This is a genomic window from Pseudomonas sp. JL3, assembly GCF_031570575.1.
In the GTDB taxonomy this organism is placed as follows: domain Bacteria; phylum Pseudomonadota; class Gammaproteobacteria; order Pseudomonadales; family Pseudomonadaceae; genus Aquipseudomonas; species Aquipseudomonas cucumis.
On record NZ_JAKWJK010000030.1, the window covers coordinates 1 to 25,701 of the forward strand.

The following is a 25,701-nucleotide window of genomic DNA, read 5'->3' on the forward strand; positions in this document are numbered from 1 at the left end:
TCTAATTCCTGCGCAAGACACAAGCGGGCTTGCTCGCGAAGGCGTCGGGTCAGTCGACGTCAATATTGAATGAAAGACCGCTTTCGCGAGCAAACCCGCTCCCACAGTGGACCGAGGCGGCACAAAAAAGCCCCGAGGCTTACGCATCGGGGCTTTGGTGTTACGGCTCAGCGCTTAATGATGCTCACGCGTCGCACGGAATTTCACATCCGGCCAACGCTCTTCCATCAACGCCAGGTTGACCCGAGTCGGGGCCAGGTAGGTCAGGTGACCGCCGCCGTCGACAGCGAGGTTTTCCACGGCCTTGACCCGGAACTCCTCGAACTTCTTCTTATCGTCACAATCGATCCAGCGTGCGGAATAAACAGTGATCGGCTCGTAAGAGCACTCGACCTTGTATTCCTCTTTCAAACGGCTGGCGACCACATCGAACTGCAGCACACCGACTGCGCCGAGAATGATGTCGTTGCTGCGCTCGGGGAAGAACACCTGAGTGGCGCCTTCTTCGGCCAGTTGCTGCAAGCCCTGACGCAGTTGCTTGGATTTCAGCGGATCGCGCAGGCGCACGCGGCGGAACAGTTCCGGGGCGAAGTGCGGGATGCCGGTGAAGCCCAGGACTTCGCCTTCGGTGAAGGTGTCGCCAATCTGGATGGTGCCGTGGTTGTGCAGGCCGATGATATCGCCGGCGAAGGCTTCTTCCAGTTGCTCACGCTCGGAGGAGAAGAACGTCAGCGCATCGCCGATCCGCACGTCCTTGCCGGTGCGCACATGGCGCATCTTCATGCCTTTTTCGTATTTGCCGGAGCAAATGCGCATGAAGGCGATGCGGTCGCGGTGCTTGGGGTCCATGTTCGCCTGAATCTTGAACACGAAACCTGAGAACTTCTCTTCCACCGGTTCCACGGTACGCTCGTTGGCGACACGGGGCAGCGGTTGCGGCGCCCAGTCGACCACGGCGTCGAGCACGTGATCGACACCGAAGTTGCCCAACGCAGTACCGAAGAATACCGGCGTCAGTTGGCCGTCGAGGAATTCCTGTTGATTGAATTCGTGGCAGGCACCCTGCACCAGTTCCAGCTGTTCGACGAAGCGATCGTACTCGTCGCCCAAGTGCGCGCGGGCTTCGTCGGAGTCGAGCTTCTCGATGATTTTCACGTCGGTCCGCTCATGACCGTGGCCGGCGGTGTAGACAATGATGTAGTCGTCGGCGAGGTGATAAACGCCTTTGAAATCGCGGTAGCAACCGATCGGCCAAGTGATCGGCGCGGCTTTGATCTTCAGGACCGCTTCGATTTCGTCGAGCAGTTCGATCGGGTCGCGGATGTCACGGTCGAGTTTGTTGATGAAGCTGACGATCGGTGTGTCGCGCAGCCGGCAGACGTCCATCAGGGCGATGGTCCGTGGCTCTACACCCTTACCGCCATCGAGCACCATCAAGGCCGAGTCCACCGCAGTCAGAGTGCGGTAGGTGTCTTCGGAGAAGTCTTCGTGACCCGGGGTGTCGAGCAGGTTGATCATGTGATCGCGATACGGGAACTGCATGACCGACGTGGTAATGGAAATACCCCGTTGTTTTTCCATTTCCATCCAGTCGGAGGTGGCATGGCGGTCGGATTTTCGAGATTTCACCGTACCCGCAATCGCAATCGCCTTGCCCATCAGCAAGAGCTTCTCGGTAATGGTGGTCTTACCGGCATCGGGGTGGGAAATAATGGCGAAAGTGCGGCGTTTCGCGACTTCGGCGGCCTGTTTGGTCATGGGAAATCGCCTGGCAGGTGATTCAAAAAAGGGCCGCGATTATAGCCCAACTTCCTCGAAGAACCGAACCGTTGAGCACATTAGGGGTGGCCAAATGCTGCTTCAGATGGGAACCTTTCAGAGCGTGGAGGCGTCCACTCCCCTGTTACGGCTATTCGTCAGGGCTGAAAAATCAGCAAGTTAGCCTGACGAGGCTGCGCTTATGGCTCGATTTCAGGCCGTTTTACCGGCACTGATAGAGCTGCTTTTCGCGAACACTGACTTCGGCAGCCAGGAATGGCATTGCCACACGAAGCGGTGTCCGCCGACTGAAAAAAGGAGTCCGCCTGTGGCTATTCGCTATGGCAAAGGGCTGATAGGAGGTGCGGTTGTCGTCGCCCTTCTGGCCCTGCTGGTCCACTGGATTGGCATCAACACGATCGAACAGTACCGCGACGATTTGTTGTTTTACCTGCAAGCTCATCTGATTCTCGTCCTCGTTTCCATGCTGGCCGCCCTTGTAGTGGGCATACCCGCCGGCATCTTCCTCAGCCGCCCGACCATGGTTGGACGCGCCGAACGCTTCATGCAGATCTTCAACATCGGCAACACCGTGCCGCCTCTCGCCGTACTGGCCATCGCCCTGGGTATCCTCGGCATCGGCAGTGGCCCGGCGATCTTCGCCTTGTTCCTCGCCTCACTGTTGCCGATTGTGCGCAACACCTACGAAGGGCTGAAAAACGTCCAGGGTTCACTCAAGGAAGCGGCCGTTGGCATCGGCATGACACCGACTCAGGTGCTATGGCGGGTCGAACTGCCGAACGCCGTGCCGATCATTATTGGCGGCGTGCGCGTGGCGCTGGCGATCAATGTCGGCACCGCACCGCTGGCGTTCCTGATTGGCGCCAACAGCCTGGGCAGCCTGATTTTCCCCGGCATCGCCCTGAACAATCAGCCGCAACTGCTGCTCGGCGCGGCCTGCACCGCCCTGTTGGCCTTGCTGCTCGACGGCCTGGTGACACTCGCCAGCCGCCTCTGGCTCGAACGCGGCTTGCGCCCGTCTTAAGCCTCGGCAAAGGAATTTTTATGAAGAAATTAAGCTTTTTACTAGGCTGCGTTCTGCTGTTCGCAGGATTTGCCCAAGCCGCTGAAAAACCGGTGATCCGCATCGGCGCCCGGGTGTTCACCGAACAAACCCTGCTGGCGGAAATCACTTCCCAATACCTACGCACCAAGGGTTACGACACCCAAGTGACCGGCGGTCTGGGCAGCAACCTGGCCCGCAGCGCCCACGAAAGTGGCCAGCTGGATTTGATGTGGGAATACACCGGTGTCTCGCTGGTGGCTTACAACCACGTCACCGACAAGCTCGACAGCGCTCAGTCCTACGCCCGGGTGAAAGAACTCGACGCGAAAAAAGGTCTGGTCTGGCTCACGCCGTCGAAGTTCAGCAACACCTACGCCCTGGCCCTGCCGGAAAACACCGCGAAGGCTTATCCACAGATCAACACCATGAGCGAGCTGAACACGGTGCTGCAGGCTGAGGCGAAGGCCAATCACCTCGTCGCCCTGGACACCGAGTTCGCCAACCGTTCCGACGGTCTGGACGGCATGGTTGATCTCTACGGCATGAACCTGACCCGCAACAACATCCGCCAGATGGATGCCGGGTTGGTCTACACCGCGCTGCGCAATGGCCAGGTGTTCGCCGGTCTGGTCTACACCACCGACGGTCGCCTGAACGCCTTCAAGCTCAAGTTGCTGGAAGACGACAAGCACTACTTCCCGGACTACACCGCCGCGCCGGTGGTGCGTCAGGTTTACCTCGACGCCCACCCGAAACTCGCCGAAGAGCTCAAGCCGCTGGCCGAACTGTTCAACGACGCCACCATGCGTCAGCTCAACGCGCGGGTCGATGTCGATCACGAAAGTCCTTCATCCGTTGCTGCAGATTTCCTGCGCCAGCACCCCATCAACTGAGGAGGAAAAGCCATGGAATTTTTGAACGCCTTTTCCCATCTCGATTGGCCACAGGTTTTGCACCTGACCTGGCAGCACATCACCCTGGTCGGCATTGCCGTGACCCTGGCGATTCTGGTCGGCGTGCCGCTGGGCATCCTGATGACCCGCTTCCCGACACTGGCCGGCCCGTTGCAAGCCAGCGCTACGGTGTTGCTGACCGTGCCATCGATTGCGCTATTCGGCCTGCTGCTGCCGTTCTACTCGAAATTCGGCCAGGGCCTCGGCCCGATGCCAGCGATCACCGCAGTGTTTCTGTACTCGTTGCTGCCGATCATGCGTAACACCTATTTGGCGCTGACTGGCGTCGAACCGGGTATTCGCGAAGCGGCGCGCGGCATCGGCATGACTTTCGGCCAGCGCCTGCGCATGGTCGAACTGCCGATTGCCGTGCCGGTGATCCTCGCCGGCGTGCGCACCGCCGTGGTCATGAACATCGGCGTGATGACCATCGCCGCCACCATTGGCGCCGGTGGCCTCGGTGTACTCATTCTCGCTTCCATCAGCCGCAGCGACATGTCGATGCTGATCGTCGGCGCCGTGCTGGTCAGTCTCCTGGCCATCTTCGCCGACCTGCTCCTGCAATGGCTGCAACGCACGCTGACTCCAAAAGGGCTGCTCAAATGATCGAACTTCAAAACCTCAGCAAGACCTTCCAAAGCAACGGCAAAGATGTGAAAGCCGTGGACTCGGTAAGCCTGACCGTCAATGAAGGCGAGATCTGCGTATTCCTGGGGCCATCGGGCTGCGGCAAAAGCACCACGCTGAAGATGATCAACCGCCTGATCAATCCAACCTCTGGCAAGATCCTGATTAACGGCGAAGACACCACCGACCTCGACGCCGTGACCCTGCGCCGCAACATCGGTTATGTGATCCAGCAGATCGGTCTGTTCCCCAACATGACCATCGAAGAAAACATCACCATCGTTCCGCGCCTGCTCGGCTGGGACAAACAGAAATGCCACGACCGCGCCCGCGAGTTGATGAGCATGATCAAGCTCGAACCCAAGCAGTATCTGACTCGCTATCCGCGTGAATTGTCCGGTGGCCAGCAGCAGCGGATCGGCGTGATTCGCGCGCTGGCGGCGGATGCGCCATTGCTGTTGATGGACGAACCGTTTGGCGCGGTCGACCCGATCAACCGCGAGATGATCCAGAACGAATTCTTCGAGATGCAACGGGCGCTGAACAAGACCGTGATCATGGTCAGCCACGACATCGACGAGGCGATCAAGCTCGGCGACAAGATCGCGATTTTCCGCGCGGGCAAGCTGCTGCAAATCGACCATCCGGATACGCTGCTGGCGCACCCGGCGGACGACTTTGTCAGCAACTTCGTCGGCCAGGACAGCACCCTCAAGCGTCTGTTGCTGGTGAAAGCCGAAGACGCGGCGGACAACGCGCCCTCGGTGAGCCCGGGAACTCCGGTGGCCGAAGCGCTGGAATTGATGGACGAACTGGACCGTCGCTACGTGGTGGTGACCTGTGCCGAGAACAAGGCCTTGGGCTACGTGCGCCGTCGCGACCTGCACCGTCAGAGCGGCACTTGCGGGCAGTACCTGCGCGAATTCAACGCCACGGCGGCGTATGACGAGCATTTGCGCATCCTGTTGTCGCGGATGTATGAGTTCAACCGGTCGTGGCTGCCGGTGATGGATGCCGAGCGGGTGTTCCTGGGGGAAGTGACTCAGGAATCGATTGCCGAGTATTTGAGCTCTGGTAAGTCTCGTGGGGGCAAGACCAGTATCGTTTCGCCAGCCGAGGTTACTCTGGCCTGACTCGGCTCGTCGCGGACATAAATTTAACTTTACTGTCCGCGACTCATTAGCCAGTTTTGTTAACCAAGCGGTATTGCCTGATCCTCAGGAATAAAGTGGAATGTCGCATCCTCTGAGGGAGATTCTGGCATTTTGATGTATATTATTGGCAGCGAAATACTTGTCTGCGCCCGAAAATCTTTTTGATCATGCTGAGCCCCCCACAGACCGCTGGTACTGAAATAAAAGAATGCTTTGATCGGCAGCACCTTTCCGATGTCTTGGGCCCATTTCACTGTTCGCACCTCCGTCCATTCACGAAATGCAAAATCCTGGACTAACTTCTGGGCTTTTAACCCCTCATTAAACGCGTCTACAGCGCCTCCACCCAAAGAGTTTCGAATATTAAACCCGCATACATATTTATGCGGAGCAACTTCAAAGTGCTTGGCCCAAGCCGTAGCCGTAGCAATACCCTGAACTTGGCACTCGCGGCTATCTGGATAGCCATCCATCTGACCACAACCTTCACTGTCACGGATACTCGTGACCCCATCTATCGGAAAAAAACATAAAACATCTATGTTTATTTTATCCTTGGGAATTTCCTGCTGGGGATAAAAAATAAATCCATTACTGTAACCAAGAATTTGATTAAACTTGATATCTTTGCGCACATACGAGAACGAGACACCGGTCGTCGAAGGGGATGGATTCGGATTCCAGGAATGGTATGCGATAGAACTATGCGTTCCTCTCAGGAGCACCCCAGAACACGTAATCGCGGATTGCTTTTCGAAAGATGGGCAAGAGGAAACTACACGCTCATAACTCTCCGTCAAACTTTTAGCAGTCTCTTCGCCCACCGTCACCAGTGATTTAACAGCAATCCCACCTCCAATGTTAGTGCCCCCCGATTGATAACCGACACAGGACGAAAGCATCAACACGAGCAAAACAGGAGCTACCTTGCCCATTCACTACCTCCAATTAAAACAACTGAATTTCGAGAGAATGCTTTCGGCCAGAGGACTCGAGAGCAAAAATCTCTACAATCGACGCTGAAGCATTCGCACCAAAACTGAGCTATTGAACGCAAACTAACCTTACATACCCTCCTGGCCAATACTGCACCCGACTCATACCACCCTAAAAGCGACTGGACTTACTGTCTGCGCACTGACTTCAACGTCCAAACTTTTTGGTCATCAAGGGTGACAGTCTGATTTATTAGTGTTCATCATAGCCAGCGATATACAACATCAACCAAAGCTCTTATATGACTGCGCCCGAACACTACCGCATAAATCATCTTCAATAACCAGGGAAACTAGCACCTACGCCCCAGCGACTGATGCTCACACTCTACAGACAATAAATAACTAATGAACCTGCTAGAAATGACAGTCCCTTACACTAAATTCGAATAAACATGCGTCGTTTCACAGCTGGATCGCACCTACTTTGCCTCAGATTGGCGAGGGTGGCCCGATGGAATCAGGCTGAAAATGACTCTCGGGGGAACATAAACTTGTCATTTAGGTCCTTTACACAAGTGAGTGTCAGGGACCGCACGACGGAAGCGTGCAAAAACGCGACATTTTTTGTTGATCTCAAGCTCCTCACGCCCTAAAGTTCGCGCCGAACGTCCATGCTGGAAACGATCCATCCGGCTCAAGTACTGACGACGAGACAGCAAGGCCAAGGGAAAGCACCGCCTCCCATGGCCTTTTTGCTTTCGGCGACATGCCTTGGGAAGTAGGCGAACCAAAGTGGGGATACGGAGGGCGTTCAGGAGGGTGTGTCATCAATGAGTTCACGAGTGCGCAAAAGCAGGCCCGGCCCTTCGGGTTGTGCCTGAGCGCGCGCCATGCTGCGTTGCAGGCCTTGCGAAGGGAATGACCATGAGCGGCGGCCTGCGCCTTGCCTGGCACGCGCTCAGGCGACAACGCACTCGCGAACTCATTGATGACACACCCTCGCACCCATTGATAATTTCAGTTTGCCAGTAGGAGTTCCCAGCATGTCGATCAACGTCGAAGACTATTTCGCGCGCGATACCTTCCAGAAAATGAAGGCTTTCGCCGACAAACAAGAAACCCCGTTCGTGGTGATCGACACCGCGATGATCAGCCAGGCCTACGACGACCTGCGCGCTGGTTTTGAATTCGCCAAGGTCTACTACGCGGTCAAGGCCAACCCGGCCGTTGAAATCATCGACCTGCTCAAAGAGAAAGGCTCGAACTTCGACATCGCCTCGATCTACGAGCTCGATAAAGTGATGAACCAGGGCGTCGGCCCGGATCGCATCAGCTACGGCAACACCATCAAGAAATCCAAAGACATTCGCTACTTCTACGACAAGGGCGTGCGTCTGTATGCCACCGACTCCGAAGCCGACCTGCGCAACATCGCCAAGGCGGCTCCAGGCTCGAAAGTCTACGTGCGCATCCTGACCGAAGGCTCGACCACCGCCGACTGGCCACTGTCGCGTAAATTCGGCTGCCAGACCGACATGGCCATGGACCTGCTGATCCTCGCTCGCGACCTGGGCCTGGTGCCTTACGGCATCTCCTTCCACGTCGGCTCGCAGCAGCGCGACATCAGCGTCTGGGACGCGGCGATCGCCAAGGTCAAAGTGATCTTCGAGCGCCTGAAAGAAGAAGACGGTATCCACCTGAAGCTGATCAACATGGGCGGTGGCTTCCCGGCCAACTACATCACCCGCACCAACAGCCTGGAAACCTACGCTGAAGAAATCATCCGCTTCCTCAAGGAAGACTTCGGCGACGAGCTGCCGGAAATCATCCTGGAACCGGGCCGTTCGCTGATCGCCAACGCCGGCATTCTGGTCAGTGAAGTGGTGTTGGTTGCACGTAAATCCCGTACCGCCGTCGAGCGATGGGTGTACACGGATGTGGGCAAGTTCTCCGGCCTGATCGAAACCATGGACGAAGCCATCAAGTTCCCGATCTGGACCGAGAAGAAAGGCGAGATGGAAGAAGTGGTTATCGCCGGCCCAACCTGCGATAGCGCTGACATCATGTACGAAAACTACAAGTACGGTCTGCCGCTGAACCTGGCGATCGGTGACCGCTTGTACTGGTTGTCGACCGGTGCTTACACCACCAGCTACAGCGCTGTTGAATTCAATGGCTTCCCGCCGCTGAAGTCGTTCTACGTGTAAGCGCTACTCGTAGATTTTTTTTGTTCAGCTGATCGTTCCCACGCTCTGCGTGGGAACGATCTATCTCGGGGTAAGCTCCCGAGCACGCTGTTGATACTCGGTGACCAGCCCATGAATCCTTGGATCAGTCGACGTCGATAACGTCTGACTCGCCACCCGCAAAAAATTCAGATTCCCGCCGTCCAGTGCCTTGTGCAGCCAACCTAGCGCCTCGTCGATCTTGCCTTCATCCGCCAACACCGCGGCATAACTGAACTGCCCACGAAAATCCCCGCCGACCGCCGAGCGTCGATACCAGTCACGGGCAGCTTGCGGATCTGCCGGGCAAACCCGCCCCTCTTCCAGATAACGCCCCAGCAAGTTCATTGACTTCGCGTGGCCCAATTCAGCTGCCTGCCGATAAAGACTCAGCGCTTGCACCTGATCCTCGATCACTCCACGACCAGTCGCCAGCAGATTGGCGTAGTTGTACATCGCCCAGTCCAGCCCTGCTTCAGCGGCAACACGATAGTGCCCCGCGGCTATCGAAGCATCGGCGGTGCAACCCCAGCCATGTTCATGACAACGGCCGAGCATGTTGCGCGCCATCAAGTGTCCACCCTGGGCCGCGATCTCGAACCAGCGCACAGCCAGCGGCTGATCCTGCTCAATCCCTCGCCCGTCCAGCAAGATCTGCCCGAGCAACGCCTGAGCATCGAGCACGCCTTCACGGGCAGCGATCAGGATCGCCTGAGCCGCTCGCGCCGGGCTTTCTTCGAGCATCGATTTGAGGCGGTCGCCGTCGAGGATTTCCTCGCGGTGCAACCGAAAGTCCGTCACTTACACCTCGACCCAGCGACGCAGCAAGTTGTGATAGGTGCCGGTGAGGCGGATCAATGAAGGATGGTCGGGCATGTCCTGGGTCAGCTGCTGAATCGCTCCGTCCATTTCGAACAGCAAGGCGCGTTGGCTGTCTTCACGCACCAGGCTTTGGGTCCAGAAAAACGAGGCGTAACGGGTGCCGCGCGTAACAGCGTTGACCTTGTGCAGGCTGGTGCCGGGATACAGGACCATGTCGCCGGCCGGCAATTTCACGCGCTGAGTGCCGAAGGTGTCCTGGATTTCCAGTTCGCCGCCGTCGTAGTCCTCCGGTTCACTGAAGAACAGCGTCGCCGACAGGTCGGTGCGCACTCGCTCAATGCTGCCCTTGGGCTGACGCACGGCGTTGTCGATGTGAAAGTCGAAACTGCCACCGGCGGTGTAACAGTTCAGTAACGGAGGGAAGACCTTGTGCGGTAATGCCGCCGACATGAACAGTGGATTTTCCCACAACCGTTCGAGCATCGCCGCGCCGATTTCCTTGGCCAACGGATGCCCTTCCGGCAGTTGCAGGTTGTGCTTGGCCTTGGCCGACTGGTAACCGGCGGTGATTTTGCCATCGGCCCAATCCGTCTGCGCCAGGGCCTCGCGAATGCGCTGCACTTCTTCTTTCGCGAACACGCCGGGAATGTGCAGCAACATGGAAAGACACCTGAAGGCAAAGGGGCGCCAATGGTATTGATTCTTATTGCCGATGTAAAACCCGTGTGACGAATGAAACGGCAAAAACCGTAAAGGTAAATTGTAAAGAATGTAAATTAATCGCGAATAGCAACGTTTCGCAATTGATACAAATACGTGTTTACCCTATATTCCGCGGCCTCAAATCCTTGGGGAGGGGAATTCACATGTCACGCCAACAACTACAATTAACGGTCAGTTCACCGCGTTTGCTCGCGTCTGCAATTGGCGTGGCGATCACTGCCGGCTCTGCGGGCCACATGGTTTTCGCGGCCGAGAAGACTGACGAAAAAGCACCGAACAATGCGATTTCCCTGGACGCGACCAGCGTTGTGGGCGAGCAGGATGACACCTCCTACAAGACCGATACTTCGGCCTCCAAGAAGTACACCGCGCCACTGCGCGAGACGCCGAAAAGCGTCACCGTGATCCCGCAACAAGTGATTCGCGACACCGGCGCCACCAGCCTGGTCGACGCCCTGCGCACCACTCCGGGCATCACCTTCGGTGCCGGCGAGGGCGGTAACCCGGCCGGCGATCGTCCGATCATTCGCGGCTTCAACGCCGAAAGCGACACGTTCGTCGACGGCATGCGCGACCCTGCGTCCCAGAGCCGCGAGATCTTCAACGTTGAATCGATCGAAGTCAGCAAGGGCCCGGGTTCAGCCTTCACCGGCGCCGGTTCCACCGGTGGCAGCCTGAACCTGGTGAGCAAGACCGCCAAGCTGGGCAATGCCTATAACGGCGGTTTCACCTGGGGCTCGGATCAGACCAAGCGCACCACCCTTGATCTGAACCAGCAGATGACCGACACCTCGGCCTTGCGCTTGAACCTGATGAAGCACGAAGCCAACGTCGCCGGCCGGGATACCGTGGACGTCAGCCGCTGGGGTGTCGCACCGTCCTTCGCCTTCGGCCTGGGCACCGACACTCGTTTGACCGTCGGCTACTACCACGTGGAAACCGACGACATGCCCGACTACGGCATCCCGTTGACCTTGAGCCCCAACCGCAGCAAGCACAACGTCGATAAGCCTGTGAATGTCGATCGCGACAACTTCTACGGCCTAACCGGTCGTGACTATCGCGAGACCAGCAACGACAGCGGCACCATCAAGATCGAGCACGACCTGAACGATAACCTGACCGTGTCGAACAGCTTCCGCATGTCCCGTTCGACCCTGGACTACATCGTCAGCAACCCGGACGACAGCAAGGGCAACGTGGTCAATGGCAACGTGTACCGGGGCGCGAAGACCCGTAACTCGACGTCCAGCGGCTGGATCAACCAGACCGACCTGAGCGCCAAGTTCAACACCGGCTCCATCGAGCACAATCTGGTGACCGGCCTGGAGTTTGCCTATCAGGACACCCACAACCGCCCGTACCTCCTGACCTCCACCGCCAGCGGCACTCGATGCAACCGCGCCCTGTTCAACTCCGGCGACTGCACCAGCCTGTACAACCCGACACCTGGGGATAACTGGAACGGCAGGATCACCGACAGCAAAGCCTTCACTGACACCAACATCAAGACCGCCGCAGCCTACGTGTTCGACACCCTGAAGTTCAACGAGCAATGGTCCCTGAACCTGGGCCTGCGTTATGACAACTACGAGGTCGAATCCAGCGGCTTCGCCAACGCTAGCAGCACAGCTCCAGCGGGCAGTTTCTCCCGTCAGAACACCAGCGACCTGGTGAACTACCAGATCGGCGTGGTCTACAACCCGTTGCCTAACGGCAGCATCTACGCGGCGTACTCGACCTCCAGCAATCCGGCTGGCGAAACCAGCGGCAACGGTGGCCTGGAACTGGCAGCGAACAACAGCCGTCTGGACCCGGAAAAGAACCGCAACTACGAAATCGGCACCAAGTGGGACTTCTTCGGTGACGATCTGTCGCTGACCGCCGCGCTGTTCCGCACCGAGAAAACCAACGCGCGGATCAACGATCCGGACGGCGGCACTACGCAAGTGCTGGACGGCGAACAGCAGGTCAATGGCCTGGAGCTGAGCTACGCCGGCAAGCTGACCCGTAACTGGAGAGTCTTCGGTGGCTACACCTACATGGACAGCGAAGTGGTCAAAACCACCCTCGCCGCCGATGAAGGCAACCACATGCCAAGCACTCCACAGAACAACTTCACGTTCTGGTCGACCTACGACCTGGTGCCGGACAAGTTGACCGTCGGTGCCGGCGCGACCTACGTCGATTCCCAGTTCGGCAACGTCGCCAACTCGGTGGAGATCCCGTCCTACTGGCGTTACGACGCGATGGCCAGCTACCGCCTGACCAAGAACGTCGACCTGCAACTCAACGTACAGAACCTGACCGACAAGCGTTACTTCGATCAGATACTCCAGAACCACTACGCCCACGTGGCGGCGGGCCGTACCGCCTTGCTGAGTGCCAACTTCCACTTCTGATAACAGAAGCGTGAAGGCCAAAGCTCTTAGGCAAAAGCCCCGTTCATCGAAGTGAACGGGGCTTTTGCCTGTAAAAAAGAATGCTTCTCGACAACTCACGGCATAATGCGCGCCGTGATGATGACTTTTGAACGAACAAGGCGAGCGACGTGTTGAAGAAATCCCTGTTCCAGTTGCACTGGTTTTTCGGCATCAGCGCCGGACTGGTCCTGGCCCTGATGGGCATCACCGGGGCGGCGGTATCGTTCCAGGATGAAATCCTGCGGGCGTTGAACCCCTCTGTGCTGCACGTCGAGAAGCAGATTGCCGGCGTACTGCCGCCTGCCGAGCTGGTAGAAAAAATCGAAGGTGCTTCGGGCAAGACAGTCTCGATGCTCTGGGTCGAGACCGACAGCGGCAACGCCGCGCGGGTGATCTTCACGGCGCCACCCGGTGAACGTCGCGGGCCGATGCGTTACTTCGACCCATACACCGGCGAGTTCATGGGCGACGTCACGGGCCAGGATTTCTTTGGCCTGATGCTGCAACTGCACCGGGTCCTGGCCATGGGCGATATCGGCCGGCAGATCACCGGCGCCTGTACGCTGATTCTGGTGTTCTTCTGTCTGTCCGGCCTGTACCTGCGCTGGCCGCGTCAGTGGAAAAACTGGCGCGCCTGGCTGACTCTGGACTGGAATAAAAAGGGCCGCAGTTTCAATTGGGATCTGCATTCGGTGGCCGGTACCTGGTGCCTGGTGTTCTATCTTTTGGCGGCGCTGACCGGGCTGACCTGGTCGTACGAGTGGTACAACAAGGGCCTGACGCGGCTGCTTTCCGATTCGCCGCAAAACGAACGAGTGCGCAATCGCGGCCCTGCGCCAAGCGGCCCGGCTCCCTCCGCCGATTACGCCGCGATATGGAGCAGCATCTACAGCGCCGCCGGCCCTGGTCTTTCGTCCTACAACGTTCGTATGCCACCGGTGGCCGGGCAACCGGCAACGGTGTTCTACCTGCTGAAGAATTCCCCCCACGACCAGGCACGGAACCAGCTCACCCTCGATCCGGCAACCGGCATCGTCAGCCGCCATGACCGCTATAGCGACAAGAGCCTCAAGGCGCAACTGCTGACCAGTGTCTACGCGCTGCACGTCGGCAGTTATTTCGGGATTATCGGGCGGATAATGGTGACGATCGCCGCGCTGGCCATGCCGCTGTTTTTCATCACTGGCTGGTTGTTGTACCTGGACCGTCGACGCAAGAAACTTCAGATCAAGGACGCCCGCAAAGGCCTCGCGCAACCGGGCAGTGACGCGCCGGCATGGCTGATCGGCTTCGCCAGTCAGAGCGGATTCGCGGAACAACTGGCCTGGCAGACCGCCGGGCAATTGCAGGCCGCCGGGTTGCCGGTGAAGGTCCAACCGTTGGCCAATGTCAGCGAACAGGACCTGCAGGATTCCAGCAACGCATTGTTTGTGGTCAGCACCTTCGGCGACGGCGAAGCGCCGGACAGCGCACGAGGATTCGAACGCAAAGTGCTGGGTCGTGCACTGAGCTTCGACAGCCTTAACTATGCCGTGCTCGGCCTCGGTGACCGTCAGTATCAACACTTCTGCGGCTTCGCCCGCCGCTTGCACACCTGGCTGGGCGAGCACGGCGGCAAGACCTTGTTCGCCCCGGTGGAAGTCGACAGCGGCGACCCTTACGCCTTGCGTCACTGGCAACAGCAACTCGGCCTGCTGACGGGTCAGGCGCCGGTGGATACCTGGCAAGCACCAAGCTACGACAACTGGACCCTGACCCGCCGCGAACGGATGAACCCGGACAGCAGCGGTTCGCCCGTGTATTTGCTCGGCCTCAGCGCCCCCACCACCAGCAGCTGGCTGGCCGGTGACCTGGTGGAAGTGCTGCCGCGCAATTGCCCGTGGGCCATTGAGCATTTCCTCGAGGGCCTGGGGATCGACGGTCGCGCCACGGTAGCGCTCGATGGCCTGTCGCACACTCTGGACCAAGCCCTGGCCAGCCGCCAACTGCCCGAGAACCGCGCCCATCTGGTCGGCCTGCACGCGCAAGCGCTGGCGGATGCTTTGGTGCCATTGGCCATGCGCGAATACTCCATCGCCTCGATCGCCGCCGACGGTGTGCTGGAGTTGATCGTGCGTCAGGAACTGCATCCCGACGGCAGCCTGGGCGTCGGTTCCGGCTGGTTGACCGAACACGCGCCCGTGGGTAGCAGCATCAGTTTGCGGGTACGACGCAACAGTGGTTTCCATCTACCGAACGAACCGGTGCCGATGATCCTGTTGGGCAACGGCACCGGGCTGGCCGGGCTGCGCAGTTTGCTCAAGGCACGGATTGCCGACGGGCAGCAGCGTCACTGGCTGCTGTTCGGTGAGCGTAATCGCGAGCACGATTATTTGTGCCGCGCGGAACTGGAAGAGTGGTTGATCAATGGTGATCTGGCGCGGCTGGATCTGGCATTCTCCCGGGATCAGGCCGAGAAGATCTATGTGCAGGATCGCCTGCGCGAATCTGCCGGTGAATTGAAGAAATGGTTGGCCGATGGCGCCGTGATTTACATCTGCGGCAGCTTGCAAGGGATGGCTTCAGGCGTGGATCAAGTGCTCAACGATGTGCTCGGCGCAGCTGAAGTCGAGCGCTTGATTGAACAAGGCCGCTACCGCCGCGACGTCTACTAATAGCGCGGTACATTGATTGATCGTTCCCACGCTCCGCGTGGGAATGCCTCAACGGACGCTCCGCGTTCGGCTTGAAAGGGACGCGGAGCGTCCCGGGCTGCATTCCCACGCAGAGCGTGGGAACGATCATGCAGCCTCAAACTGGCTGCAACTTGCGCTCGAACACCCCCACCCCATCCAGATCCCGCAGCACCACACTCATCTCCCCCGTCTGCCCATCGATGTTCACCTCGCCAANAGCCTCAAACTGGCTGCAACTTGCGCTCGAACACCCCCACCCCATCCAGATCCCGCAGCACCACACTCATCTCCCCCGTCTGCCCATCGATGTTCACCTCGCCAAAAAACTGAAACCCGGCAAACGGCGAGGTGTTCTGCGCCGCCGGTGCCTTCTGGAACACCACTTCGGGGCCGAAGGTTCTATCCAGCGCATTAGGCCCGAAGCTCCCCGCATTCAGCGGCCCCGCGACAAACTCCCAGAACGGTTCGAAGTCCTGAAACGCTGCGCGGTCCGGGTGGTAATGGTGTGCCGCGCAGTAATGCACATCCGCCGTGAGGAATACGAAATTGCGCACCTGCTGCGCCCGCAGAAAACCGAGCAACTCAGCGATCTCCACTTCACGGCCCTGAGCCGGGCCTGGATCACCGTTGGCCACCGCTTCCCACCGCGCCACACCGGGGCTGACTTCACCATCGGGCACGCCGAGGCCAATGGGCATGTCGGCGGCGATGACTTTCCATTGGGCCTGGGAGCCTTTCAATTCGCGTTTGAGCCAGTCCAATTGTTCTCGACCGAGAAACGGTTTGGCGGCACCCAGGTTGTCGTCATTGGCTTCGCGATAACTGCGCATGTCGAGCACGAACACATCCAGCATCGGCCCATAACTCAGCTTGCGATAAATCCGCCCGCCGTCATCGGCACTCTGCAAGCGCATCGGTGCGTATTCCAGCCAGGCCTGGCGCGCGCGGCCCACCAGGCTGTGGATATCTTTGCTCTTGTAACGCTCATCCAGCTGCTTGCCCGGCGACCAGTTGTTCACCACTTCGTGGTCGTCCCACTGCCAGATCTGTGGGACCTCGGCGTTGAAGCGACGAATGTTTTCGTCCATCAGGTTGTAGCGGTAATTGCCGCGATAGTCGTCGAGGGTTTCGGCGACTTTGCTCTTGGCTTCGCTGGTGATGTTGCGCCACACCCGACCGCTTTCGGTGGTCAGTTGCGCCGGCACCGGGCCGTCGGCGTAGATCGTATCGCCGCTGTGGATAAAAAAGTCCGGCAGGCGCAGACGCATGGCTTCGTAGATGCGCATGCCGCCGATGTCCGGATTAATGCCGAAGCCCTGGCCGACCGTGTCGCCGCTCCAGACAAAGCGAATATCCCGCCGGGCGGTTGGCACACTGCGCAGATGACCGAACCAGGGTTCACTGGCGACACCGCTCTGGGCGTCTTCGAACGTCACGCGATAGAAAATCGCCTGATCGGCGGGCAGGCCAGTGAGCTCGACCCGGGCGGTGAAGTCGGTGCGGGCATCGGCCAAGGGCGAGACAAATCGACGAGGGTTATTGAACAGGCTGCGCGTGTCCCATTCCACCACCATCCGCGCCGCACGGTCGCTACGGCTCCAGATCATCGCCCGGTCGCCCAGCAAATCGCCAGCCCGGCGCCAACGACCTGCATGACACGACGACGGCTGAGATCGAATTCGCTCATGGTGTTCTCCCTGAAAAAGGAAAACTTAAGCATGGCTGTATGACTGCGGCATGACACAAAAGTCTGCCGATGCTGCAGATCCCTTGTGGGAGCGGGCTTGCTCGCGAAGACGGTTTAACATTCAACATTAATGCTGGCTGTCAGACCGCTTTCGCGAGCAAGCCCGCTCCCACAGGGTTTGGCGTCTTTGGCTGTCAGGCGTTAGCCGGTTCCAGCGCCAACTCCACCGTTTCCGGCCGCTTGAGCAGCGCATACGCCACCGCCGTCAGCAAACTCCCGGCCACGATCGCCAGCAGATACAACAGCGCATGGTTGATCGCATTCGGAATCAGCATCACGAACAACCCACCGTGAGGCGCCATGAGTTTGCAGCCGAAGTACATCGACAACGCGCCGGTCAGCGCACCGCCGGCGATGCTCGCCGGAATCACCCGTAGCGGGTCCTTCGCCGCAAACGGAATCGCCCCCTCGGAGATAAAGCACAACCCCAGCACCAGCGCCGCTTTACCGGCCTCGCGTTCAGTCTGGGCGAACTTGCGTCGGGCAATGAATGTAGCGATGCCCAGGCCAATCGGCGGCACCATGCCGGCGGCCATGGTCGCGGCCATCGGTGCATAACTCTGCGATGCCAGCAGCCCTACCGAAAACGCATAAGCCGCCTTGTTGATCGGCCCACCGAGGTCGACGCACATCATGCCGCCCAGCAGTACACCGAGCAGAATCGCGTTGGTGGTGCCCATGCTGTCGAGGAAATGCGTGAGCCCCGCGAGCATCCCGGCCACCGGTTTGCCGACCACGTAGATCATCACCAGACCGGTGAACAGGCTCGCCAGCAACGGAATGATCAGAATCGGTTTCAGCGCCTCAAGGCTCTGCGGCAAACGCGCATAACGATTGATCGCCTGGGCCGCATAGCCGGCGATGAAACCGGCAATGATCCCGCCGATGAAACCGGCGCCCAGGGTGCTCGCCAGCAAACCACCGATCATCCCCGGCGCCAGGCCCGGGCGGTCAGCGATCGAGTAGGCGATGTACCCCGCCAGCAACGGCACCATCAGTTTGAACGCGGTGTCGCCGCCGATCTGCATCAGCGCAGCCGCCAGCGTGCCTTCCTCCTTGAACGCGGTGATGCCAAACACGAAGGACAAGGCGATCATCAGACCGCCCGCCACCACCATTGGCAGCATGTACGACACACCGGTCAGCAGGTGTTTGTAGATGCCGGTCTTCTCTTGCTTGGCCGGGCCTTTGGCGCCGGTCGAAGCGCTTTCCTGTTTGCCTTCAGCCAAGGCTTTATTCAGCGTCGCCTCGGCCTGTTTCAGCGCAATGCCAGTACCGCAACGGTAGATTTTCTTGCCGGCGAACCGCTCGGTGGCGACTTCGATGTCTGCCGCCAATAGCACCACGTCAGCATTGGCAATCGCCTCTGCGCTAAGCGGATTGCGCGCGCCGACCGAACCCTGGGTTTCCACTTGCAGGTCGTAGCCCAGACGCTTGGCCGCTTGCTGCAAGGCTTCGGCGGCCATGAAGGTGTGGGCGACGCCGGTCGGGCACGCGGTGACAGCCACCAGGCGTGGCGCATGTTTAACCACGGCAGCCGGCTCGGCGACGGCTTCGGGCGCAACGTAAACCTCAGCCTCCTCCACCCCGCGACGCAGCACCGCTTCGACATCTTGCAGGGCCTGGGCCGGGGTGCTCTGGAACACGCGTTTGCCGACGAACCGTGACATATCCACCGGCGCGCTGGTGACCAGCAACACCCACTCGGCGGCCTCGATGGTCGCGGCCGACAGTTGGCGTTCCGGATGGGCCGCATCAACGACTTCGACACTGGTGCTCCAGCCCTGACGCTGGGCCGCTGCATCGAGCAGACGAGCGCACAGCACACTGGTGACCATGCCGTTCGGGCAGGCCGTAACAATGGCTAATTTCATTGCAAACCCTCTTATTGTTCTGTCAGGGGGCGCAGGCGCACGCCCTGTTCGAGCTGCGCCAGTTGCGCAGCGTCGCCGATACCAAAACCGATCTGGGTAACGGCCATGGCGGCAATCGCGGTGGCGGTGCGCAAGGTTTGTTCAGGCGTATCGGCACTGAGCAAACCGTGCAGCATGCCCGCCAGCAACGAATCCCCCGCGCCGACGGTGCTGATCACGCTGACCTTGGGCGGCGTGGCGTGCATGGCCGAGCCGACACTGAACCAGTTCACCCCGTCGGCACCGTCGGAAATCACCACGTGTTCGATGCCATGCGCATGCAAATGGCTCGCGGCCTCGGCTTGGGCGGTCACGGAAACCACCTCGCAATCCAGTGCTTCAGCCAGCTCTTCGGTGTTGGGTTTGATCAGCCATGGGCCGGCCGACAGGCCAGCACGCAAGGCTTCACCGCTGGTATCGAGCGCTACTTTCAAACCGCGTTTTTTCAAGCGCTGGATCAACTCCCGCAGCCACTGAGGATTCACGCCACGGGGCAAACTGCCGGCCACGACGACTGCGTCATGCCCTGGAGCAATCTGGTCGAGACGATCGAGCAAAGCCTGCTGCGCCGCCTCACTGACCCTCGGCCCCGGGCCGTTGATGTCGGTGATGCGCCCATCGCTTTCCGCCAGTTTGATGTTGCTGCGGGTCTCGCCAGGGACACGGACAAACGCGTCGGTAAAACCGCGTTTGGCAAACAGGGTTTCGAACGCCTGAAGGTTGTCTTCCCCGAGAAAACCGCTGACGGTCAGCTGATGCCCGAGGTCCGCCAGCACCTGCGCTACGTTCACCCCTTTACCGGCGGCGTGGGTGTGCATTTCGTCGCTGCGATTGACCTGACCGGGGGTAAGTAGCGGCAATTGAACGGTGAGGTCCAGCGCCGGGTTAAGGGTCAAGGTTAAGATCTTGGCCATTACAGGGCCTCCACTAATGCGCGGACTTCGTTCGCGCTGCCCACGGCCAGGGCCTGTTGGGCAAGGGTTTGAGTCTGGGTCAGGCTGAGTTCACGAATGCGCGCCTTGACCTCGGCAATGCTGCGGCCCGACACGCTCAACTCATCCACACCCAGGCCCACCAGCACCGGCACCGCCAGCGGATCGGCCGCCAGTTCACCGCACACGCCGACCCACTTGCCATGAGCATGAGCCGCACGCACGGTGATGTCGATCAGTTGCAGCACCGCCGGATGCAAGCCGTCAGCCTGGGCCGACAAAGTCGGATGACCACGGTCGATGGCCAGGGTGTATTGCGTCAGGTCGTTGGTGCCAACACTGAAGAAATCCACTTCCTTTGCCAGCACTGGCGCCAGCAAAGCGGCCGACGGAACTTCGATCATGATCCCCAGTTGCAGGTCCGCAACCGGGATTTCCAGGCGCAGGCGTTCGGTCATGTCCCGAGCCTGACGCCACTCATCGACGCTGCCGACCATCGGGAACATGATTCGCAGTGGACGGTTGTCCGCCGCACGCAGCAAGGCGCGCAGCTGCGCTTCCATGACCTGCGGACGTTGCAGGGTCAAGCGAATGCCACGCACGCCGAGGAACGGGTTTTCTTCTTTCGCGATTGGCCAGTACGGCAGCGGTTTGTCGCCACCGACATCGAGGGTGCGCACCACCAGCGGCCGACCGGCAAGACCATCGAGTACGCGACGGTATTCGACTTCCTGAGTCGCCTCGTCCGGCGCTTGGGAGTGGGCCATGAAAATCAGCTCGGTGCGCAGCAGGCCAATGCCTTCGGCACCCTGCTCCACCGCACTGGTGACGCCGGCGCTTTCACCGATATTGGCGAACACTTCCACCGCGTGACCGTCGGTGGTCAGCGCCGGTTGATGGCGTTGTTCAGCGGCGGCTTTCAGGCGCAATTCGCGGGTGTCGCGTTCTTCCGTGGCGCGCCGCAGGGTCGCGGCATCGGCGTCCACGTGCAGGCGACCGCGTTGACCATCGATCAACAGCGGCGTGCCCGGTTTCAGCAGCAACACGGCGGCGCCGGCGCCCACCAGCGCCGGAATACCCAGGGCTCGAGCGACAATCGCGCTGTGGGCGGTGGCACCACCGCGAGCGGTGAGAATGCCGGCGACGCGGGCCGGATCAAGGCGCGCCACGTCGGACGGACCGACTTCGTCCATCACCAGAATGTACGGCTGCTCCGGTTCGGCTGGTGTTTCGACGCCACTCAATTGCGCCAGTACCCGACGGCCAATGTCGCGCAAGTCGGCGGCACGTTCGGCGAGCAACGCGTCCTGCAGCGACTCCTGTTGTTTGGCGGCGGCTTCGATCACCGTCATCCATGCCGCTTCGGCGCTTTCGCCTTGCTTGAGACGGGTGTCGACTTCGTCGGTCAGTTCCGGGTCGTCGAGCATTTCCTGATGGGTAATGAAAATCTCGCGAATCGCCTTGGCCTTGCTGCGCTCGATCAGGCCTTCGATGTCGCGACGCACATCCGCCAGTGCTTGCTTGAGACGGTCACGCTCGATGGCAGCAGACTCGCCGCGCAACGGGTAATCGATGACTTGCAGCACTTGAACATGGGCCGGGCCAATAGCGATCCCTGGTGCTGCGGCAATTGCCTGAATCAGGCTGCCGGACGCCGGCGCGAGCAGCACTTCGGCAACCTCGGCGAGCACTTCGCGCTGTTGGCTCACGACAGGCAGCGGCTCGATTTCTTCACCGAGGCCTTCTTCGATGGCCGCCAGCAGGGCCGGCAAGGCGTCGGCGGCAATGGTCGGTTCTGCGATGAATTCCAGCACCTGACCACGACGGGCGCCGAGGCTGAGCAGCTTGCTCAAACTCTTCACCGACACCGCACTGTCGTGGCCGTCGACGATGCGCACACGGATCTCGCCTTCAAAACTTTTCGCCAGTTGCGCGAGGATCTTCGCCGGACGCGCATGCAAACCGTGGGCGTTGGCCAGTGCAATGCGTGCGCTCGGCCAATCCGCCGGCACTTCACCGCCGAGGACTTCCAGCACCGCGCGGCTGCTGGTGGCGCGGCCCAATTCATGACCACGGCCTTCGATCAGCAACGCGCAAAGACGTTCGAGCAACGCCTGATGGGCTTCACCGAGGCTGGCTAGGCAGAACAGACCGCTCAACGGCTGACCGAGGTAGCGCACGGGTTTGTCCGGAGTGACGAAAGCTAGGCCAGGACGCTTCACCGTTTGTTCGCTGTGCAGCCACCACAGGCCATCGCCCAGCGGCAGTGCGTCGACTTGCTGCAAGACGCCAGCGAAACCGCCGCTCACGCAATCGGCCTGTCGCAGCAGACGAGCACCGCGCCATACCAGTTCTTCGAAATCATCGGCGGGCACACCGAGGCCGATCATCTGTGCGTCCAGCGCCAATTCTTGTGGCGCGCCTTGCAGCAGTTTCAACAAAGCTTCGGCGGAACTGGCGCGGCGCAGGGCCTGGCCCAGATCGGTTTCGCCGAGAGCACGGGTCAGCAGTTGCAGCAGGCGCAGGTGTTCATCGGATTTGGCGGCGATACCGATGGCCAGATAAACGATCTGGCCATCGCCCCAGTCCACGCCGTCAGGAAACTGCATCAGCCGCACGCCCGTGGCAAATACCTGATCGCGGGTTTCCGGGGTGCCGTGGGGGATGGCAATACCTTGGCCGAGAAAGGTCGAGCCCTGGGCTTCCCGGGCCTGCAAGCCCGCAAGGTAACCGTCGGCCACCAGGCCATCGGTCACGAGTCGGTCAGCGAGTAATTGCAAGGCGGTGGCTTTATCCACAGCCGTCTGGCCCATGGATATCTGCTCTATGGTGAGCTCGAGCATGCTTTCTCCTTTTTGGCGCCATATGACGCCAGGTATTGTTTTGATTGATTCAGCTTAGGCCCTTGGGAGCGCCTTTTCAGGGGTAGTTTTGGCGGTTTCGCGGCAGAACCGACCAAAGCGACCTATAACGTAGAAAATACGCCTGCTGAAACGTTTAATCTAGAATGTTAGGCACGTTACTCGATAATGTCTCATCCTTGAAGTCCAATTGTCGGACGGGCTGCGACAATGGTCTCCTGCCTGAATCGGGTAGGATTGGCGAAAATGTGGCGACACGCTCGAAAAAACAAGGAATACCGGGTTGAAACTCAGTGATATTGCACAGTTGGCCGGCGTCTCCGTGACCACCGCCAGTTATGTCATCAACGGCAAGGCCGAACAGCAACGCATCAGCAGCGCCACCGTCGAGCGCGTGCGGGCGGTGGTCGAGCAACATGGCTTCACACCTAACCCCCAGGCCGCCGGGCTGCGCAGTCGGCACACTCGCACCCTGGGCTTCATTCTGCCGGACCTGGAAAACCCCAGTTATGCGCGCATCGCCAAACTGCTGGAACAAGGCGCCCGGGCTCGCGGTTATCAGCTACTGATCGCCAGTTCCGACGATGCGCCGGACAGCGAGCGGCAATTGCTGCAACTGTTCCGCGCCCGCCGCTGCGATGCGCTGATCGTCGCCAGTTGCCTGCCGGCCGGCGACGATAGTTATCGGCAGTTGCAGGCCAAAGGCATTCCGATCATCGCCATCGACCGGGTAATGGAGCCTGAACACTTCTGCTCGGTGATCAGCGACGACCGCGAAGCCAGCCTGCACCTGACCCGCAGCCTGCTGGACCCGTTGCCCAAGCAGATCGCGCTGATCGGTGCCCGTCCCGAATTGAGTATCAGCCAGGAACGGGCGGCAGGCTTCAAGGAAGCGCTGAACGGCTTCAAAGGTGAGGCGCTGATCGAGCACGGCGAGTCGTTCAGCCGTGAGTGCGGTAAACAATTGATGGAAGAGTTGCTGCAGCGCCTGGGCCATTTGCCGGATGCGCTGGTGACCACCTCCTACGTGTTGCTTCAGGGTGTGTTCGATGCCTTGCACGACTTCCCGCTGAAAAACCGCCCGCTGCGCCTGGGCACCTTCGGTGATACGCAGCTGCTGGACTTCCTGCCGCTGCCAGTCAACGCCATGTCCCAGCAGCATCAACTGATCGCCGACAAGGCGTTGCAACTGGCGTTGGCGGCCATCGAACAGGCCGATTACCAACCCGGCGTGCAGGCCATCGCGCGGACCTTCAAGCAGCGTATTCATCAGGACTGAGCCGTGGAACTGATCGACACCCACACTCATCTGGATTTCCCGGATTTCGACGCGGATCGTCAGGCGCTGCTGGCCGAAAGCCGCACCCTCGGCGTACGGCGGATGGTGGTGCTGGGGGTTTATCAGGCCAATTGGCAGCGGGTTTGGGACCTGGTGCAAAGCGATCCCGATCTGCACGCGGCGTTCGGTTTGCACCCGGTGTATCTGAATGACCATCGCCCTGAAGATCTGACCGGACTCGGTGACTGGCTGAGTCGATTGGCGGGCCATCGCCAGCTATGCGCGGTGGGCGAGATCGGCCTGGATTACTTCATCGAAACCCTGGATCGTGAACGCCAGCAAGCGCTGTTCGACGCCCAACTGCAACTGGCGGCGGACTTCAACCTTCCAGCATTGATTCACGTACGACGCAGCCACGCGGCGGTGATTGCCACGCTCAAACGGTTTCGCTTGAAACGGGCGGGAATCATTCATGCTTTCGCCGGTAGCCAGGAAGAGGCCCGCGAATACATCAAGCTCGGTTTCAAACTCGGCCTCGGCGGCGCCGCGACCTGGCCTCAGGCCCTGCGCATGCACCGTGTGCTCGCCGGTTTGCCCCTTGAATCGGTGGTGCTGGAAACCGACTCACCGGACATGGCCCCCGCCATGTTCCCCGGTCAACGCAACAGCCCGGCCCATTTGCCGGCGATTTGCGAGGCACTGGCCGCCATCATGGCGATCAGCCCTGAACAATTGGCTGCCGCCAGCACCGCGAATGCCTGTGAGCTGTTCAACTGGTAATCCACTGATTCCCACATTGATCTGCTCTGATCGTTCCCACGCTCCGCGTGGGAACGATCATGCTTAAACCCGGAACGCGCTGATCAATTGTTTGAGCTCCATCACCTGCGCCGACAACGCCCGGCTGGCATTTTCAGTCTGGTGCGCCCCGTCGGCAGTACGCTCACCGGCACGGTTGATCTCGACGATATTCTGGTCGATGTCGTGAGCCACCGCGGTCTGCTGCTCTACCGCAGCGGCGATTTGCTGATTCTGGTCGACGATCATGCCGACGGCGCCGAGGATGTTTTCCAGCGCCTGCTGGACCTTTTCCGACTGCCCGACCGTGCCGTTGGCCATCTGATGGCTGGTGCCCATCGCCTTGACCGCCGCCCCGACACCGCTGTGCAGCTTGGCGATCATCTGCTCGATTTCTTCGGTCGATTGCTGGGTGCGCTTGGCCAGGGTCCGGACCTCATCCGCCACCACCGCAAAACCACGGCCCTGTTCGCCTGCGCGCGCGGCTTCGATGGCCGCGTTGAGGGCCAGCAGGTTGGTCTGCTCGGCAATGCTTTTGATCACTTCCAGCACACGGCTGATGGACTGGCTGTCGCTGGCCAGTTGATTGATCACCTGCACCGACTGATCGATCTCACTGGCCAGTGCAGCGATGCTGCCCTGCTGGGACTCAACCAGTCCGCGCCCGCTGATGGTCTCGTCGTTGACGCTGTGGGCGCTGCTGACGGCCGCCGCGGCACTGCGCGCCACTTCCAGAGACGTGGCTGACATCTGGTTCATCGCGGTGGCGACCTGCTCGATCTGCGTACGCTGCCCCGCCACTGCCTG

General features: G+C 59.9%; 17 protein-coding genes and 1 pseudogene. 9 read left to right on the forward strand and 9 right to left on the reverse strand.

Annotated elements, in window-relative coordinates; all coding sequences use genetic code 11:
- Positions 1-174: 174 nt before the first annotated feature.
- Complete coding sequence (locus tag MMG91_RS27895; protein WP_310661346.1) at positions 175-1,758, reverse strand: peptide chain release factor 3; 1,584 nt, start codon at positions 1,756-1,758, stop codon at positions 175-177.
- A gap of 328 nt (positions 1,759-2,086) precedes the next feature.
- On the opposite strand from MMG91_RS27895, the gene MMG91_RS27900 reads away from it, so the two are divergent.
- The 4 genes from MMG91_RS27900 to MMG91_RS27915 are packed head-to-tail and all read left to right on the forward strand — an operon-like array spanning position 2,087 to position 5,537.
- Positions 2,087-2,803, forward strand: coding sequence for an ABC transporter permease (locus MMG91_RS27900; RefSeq protein ID WP_007900385.1), 717 nt, complete (start codon positions 2,087-2,089; stop codon positions 2,801-2,803).
- 20 nt (positions 2,804-2,823) lie between these two features.
- Positions 2,824-3,717 carry a glycine betaine ABC transporter substrate-binding protein gene (locus tag MMG91_RS27905; protein ID WP_310661347.1) on the forward strand — a complete coding sequence of 298 codons (894 nt, stop codon included), beginning with the start codon at positions 2,824-2,826 and terminating at the stop codon, positions 3,715-3,717.
- A 12-nt stretch (positions 3,718-3,729) separates the two neighbouring features.
- Positions 3,730-4,383: an ABC transporter permease gene (locus MMG91_RS27910; protein ID WP_007900392.1), complete on the forward strand. Its 654-nt coding sequence runs from the start codon at positions 3,730-3,732 to the stop codon at positions 4,381-4,383.
- On the forward strand, positions 4,380-5,537 hold the full coding sequence (locus MMG91_RS27915) for an ABC transporter ATP-binding protein (RefSeq protein ID WP_310661348.1): 1,158 nt from the start codon (positions 4,380-4,382) through the stop codon (positions 5,535-5,537). Before MMG91_RS27910 ends, MMG91_RS27915 begins: the two co-directional genes overlap by 4 nt.
- 59 nt (positions 5,538-5,596) lie before the next feature.
- Here MMG91_RS27915 and MMG91_RS27920 read toward each other — a convergent pair whose 3' ends face one another.
- Complete coding sequence (locus MMG91_RS27920; RefSeq protein WP_310661349.1) at positions 5,597-6,493, reverse strand: hypothetical protein; 897 nt, start codon at positions 6,491-6,493, stop codon at positions 5,597-5,599.
- A 1,046-nt stretch (positions 6,494-7,539) separates the two neighbouring features.
- On the opposite strand from MMG91_RS27920, the gene MMG91_RS27925 reads away from it, so the two are divergent.
- Complete coding sequence (locus MMG91_RS27925; protein ID WP_008067252.1) at positions 7,540-8,703, forward strand: type III PLP-dependent enzyme; 1,164 nt, start codon at positions 7,540-7,542, stop codon at positions 8,701-8,703.
- A 60-nt stretch (positions 8,704-8,763) separates the two neighbouring features.
- Here the strand turns inward: MMG91_RS27925 and MMG91_RS27930 are convergent, their stop codons facing one another.
- Both MMG91_RS27930 and MMG91_RS27935 read right to left on the reverse strand, forming a co-directional pair.
- Positions 8,764-9,465, reverse strand: coding sequence for a tetratricopeptide repeat protein (locus MMG91_RS27930; RefSeq protein ID WP_310661363.1), 702 nt, complete (start codon positions 9,463-9,465; stop codon positions 8,764-8,766).
- A 57-nt stretch (positions 9,466-9,522) separates the two neighbouring features.
- A complete protein-coding gene (locus MMG91_RS27935) occupies positions 9,523-10,203 on the reverse strand; it encodes a Fe2+-dependent dioxygenase (protein WP_310661350.1) in 681 nt (226 codons plus the stop codon).
- 206 nt (positions 10,204-10,409) lie between these two features.
- On the opposite strand from MMG91_RS27935, the gene MMG91_RS27940 reads away from it, so the two are divergent.
- Together MMG91_RS27940 and MMG91_RS27945 are read left to right on the forward strand one after the other, a co-directional pair.
- Positions 10,410-12,668 (forward strand): TonB-dependent siderophore receptor, encoded by a 2,259-nt coding sequence (locus tag MMG91_RS27940; RefSeq protein ID WP_310661351.1) that lies wholly within the window; start codon positions 10,410-10,412, stop codon positions 12,666-12,668.
- Positions 12,669-12,817: 149 nt separating this feature from the next.
- Entirely contained in the window at positions 12,818-15,343 is a 2,526-nt protein-coding gene (locus MMG91_RS27945) for a sulfite reductase flavoprotein subunit alpha (RefSeq protein WP_310661352.1), read from the forward strand.
- 242 nt (positions 15,344-15,585) lie between these two features.
- Here the strand turns inward: MMG91_RS27945 and MMG91_RS27950 are convergent.
- The 4 genes and pseudogenes from MMG91_RS27950 to ptsP all read right to left on the reverse strand — a co-directional run bounded on the left by MMG91_RS27950 (position 15,586) and on the right by ptsP (position 22,799).
- Positions 15,586-17,051 (reverse strand): annotated as a pseudogene (locus tag MMG91_RS27950) (alkaline phosphatase D family protein).
- 194 nt (positions 17,052-17,245) lie between these two features.
- Positions 17,246-18,985, reverse strand: a complete 1,740-nt coding sequence (locus MMG91_RS27955; protein WP_310661353.1) for a PTS fructose-like transporter subunit IIB — start codon at positions 18,983-18,985, stop codon at positions 17,246-17,248.
- A gap of 11 nt (positions 18,986-18,996) precedes the next feature.
- Positions 18,997-19,938, reverse strand: a complete 942-nt coding sequence (gene pfkB, locus MMG91_RS27960; protein WP_310661354.1) for a 1-phosphofructokinase — start codon at positions 19,936-19,938, stop codon at positions 18,997-18,999.
- Positions 19,938-22,799, reverse strand: coding sequence for a phosphoenolpyruvate--protein phosphotransferase (gene ptsP / locus MMG91_RS27965; protein ID WP_310661355.1), 2,862 nt, complete (start codon positions 22,797-22,799; stop codon positions 19,938-19,940). Before ptsP ends, pfkB begins: the two co-directional genes overlap by 1 nt.
- Before the next feature lie 301 nt (positions 22,800-23,100).
- On the opposite strand from ptsP, the gene cra reads away from it, so the two are divergent.
- Positions 23,101-24,096, forward strand: a complete 996-nt coding sequence (gene cra / locus MMG91_RS27970; RefSeq protein WP_310661356.1) for a catabolite repressor/activator — start codon at positions 23,101-23,103, stop codon at positions 24,094-24,096.
- 3 nt (positions 24,097-24,099) lie between these two features.
- Positions 24,100-24,876: a TatD family hydrolase gene (locus tag MMG91_RS27975; RefSeq protein ID WP_310661357.1), complete on the forward strand. Its 777-nt coding sequence runs from the start codon at positions 24,100-24,102 to the stop codon at positions 24,874-24,876.
- 63 nt (positions 24,877-24,939) lie between these two features.
- On the opposite strand, the gene MMG91_RS29090 is transcribed toward MMG91_RS27975, so the two are convergent.
- Entirely contained in the window at positions 24,940-25,653 is a 714-nt protein-coding gene (locus MMG91_RS29090; protein ID WP_405046568.1) for a methyl-accepting chemotaxis protein, read from the reverse strand.
- Between the last annotated feature and the right edge of the window lie 48 nt (positions 25,654-25,701).

Excerpts from the sequence above, each read along its gene's own strand:
- MMG91_RS27895 (WP_310661346.1), bottom strand. The coding sequence starts at position 1,758 with ATGACCAAACAGGCCGCCGAAGTCGCGAAACGCCGCACTTTCGCCATT.
- MMG91_RS27905 (WP_310661347.1), top strand. The coding sequence starts at position 2,824 with ATGAAGAAATTAAGCTTTTTACTAGGCTGCGTTCTGCTGTTCGCAGGA.
- MMG91_RS27910 (WP_007900392.1), top strand. The coding sequence starts at position 3,730 with ATGGAATTTTTGAACGCCTTTTCCCATCTCGATTGGCCACAGGTTTTG.
- MMG91_RS27915 (WP_310661348.1), top strand. The coding sequence starts at position 4,380 with ATGATCGAACTTCAAAACCTCAGCAAGACCTTCCAAAGCAACGGCAAA.
- MMG91_RS27920 (WP_310661349.1), bottom strand. The coding sequence starts at position 6,493 with ATGGGCAAGGTAGCTCCTGTTTTGCTCGTGTTGATGCTTTCGTCCTGT.
- MMG91_RS27925 (WP_008067252.1), top strand. The coding sequence starts at position 7,540 with ATGTCGATCAACGTCGAAGACTATTTCGCGCGCGATACCTTCCAGAAA.
- MMG91_RS27930 (WP_310661363.1), bottom strand. The coding sequence starts at position 9,465 with ATGCTCGAAGAAAGCCCGGCGCGAGCGGCTCAGGCGATCCTGATCGCT.
- MMG91_RS27935 (WP_310661350.1), bottom strand. The coding sequence starts at position 10,203 with ATGTTGCTGCACATTCCCGGCGTGTTCGCGAAAGAAGAAGTGCAGCGC.
- MMG91_RS27940 (WP_310661351.1), top strand. The coding sequence starts at position 10,410 with ATGTCACGCCAACAACTACAATTAACGGTCAGTTCACCGCGTTTGCTC.
- MMG91_RS27955 (WP_310661353.1), bottom strand. The coding sequence starts at position 18,985 with ATGAAATTAGCCATTGTTACGGCCTGCCCGAACGGCATGGTCACCAGT.
- pfkB (WP_310661354.1), bottom strand. The coding sequence starts at position 19,938 with ATGGCCAAGATCTTAACCTTGACCCTTAACCCGGCGCTGGACCTCACC.
- ptsP (WP_310661355.1), bottom strand. The coding sequence starts at position 22,799 with ATGCTCGAGCTCACCATAGAGCAGATATCCATGGGCCAGACGGCTGTG.
- MMG91_RS29090 (WP_405046568.1), bottom strand. The coding sequence starts at position 25,653 with ATGAACCAGATGTCAGCCACGTCTCTGGAAGTGGCGCGCAGTGCCGCG.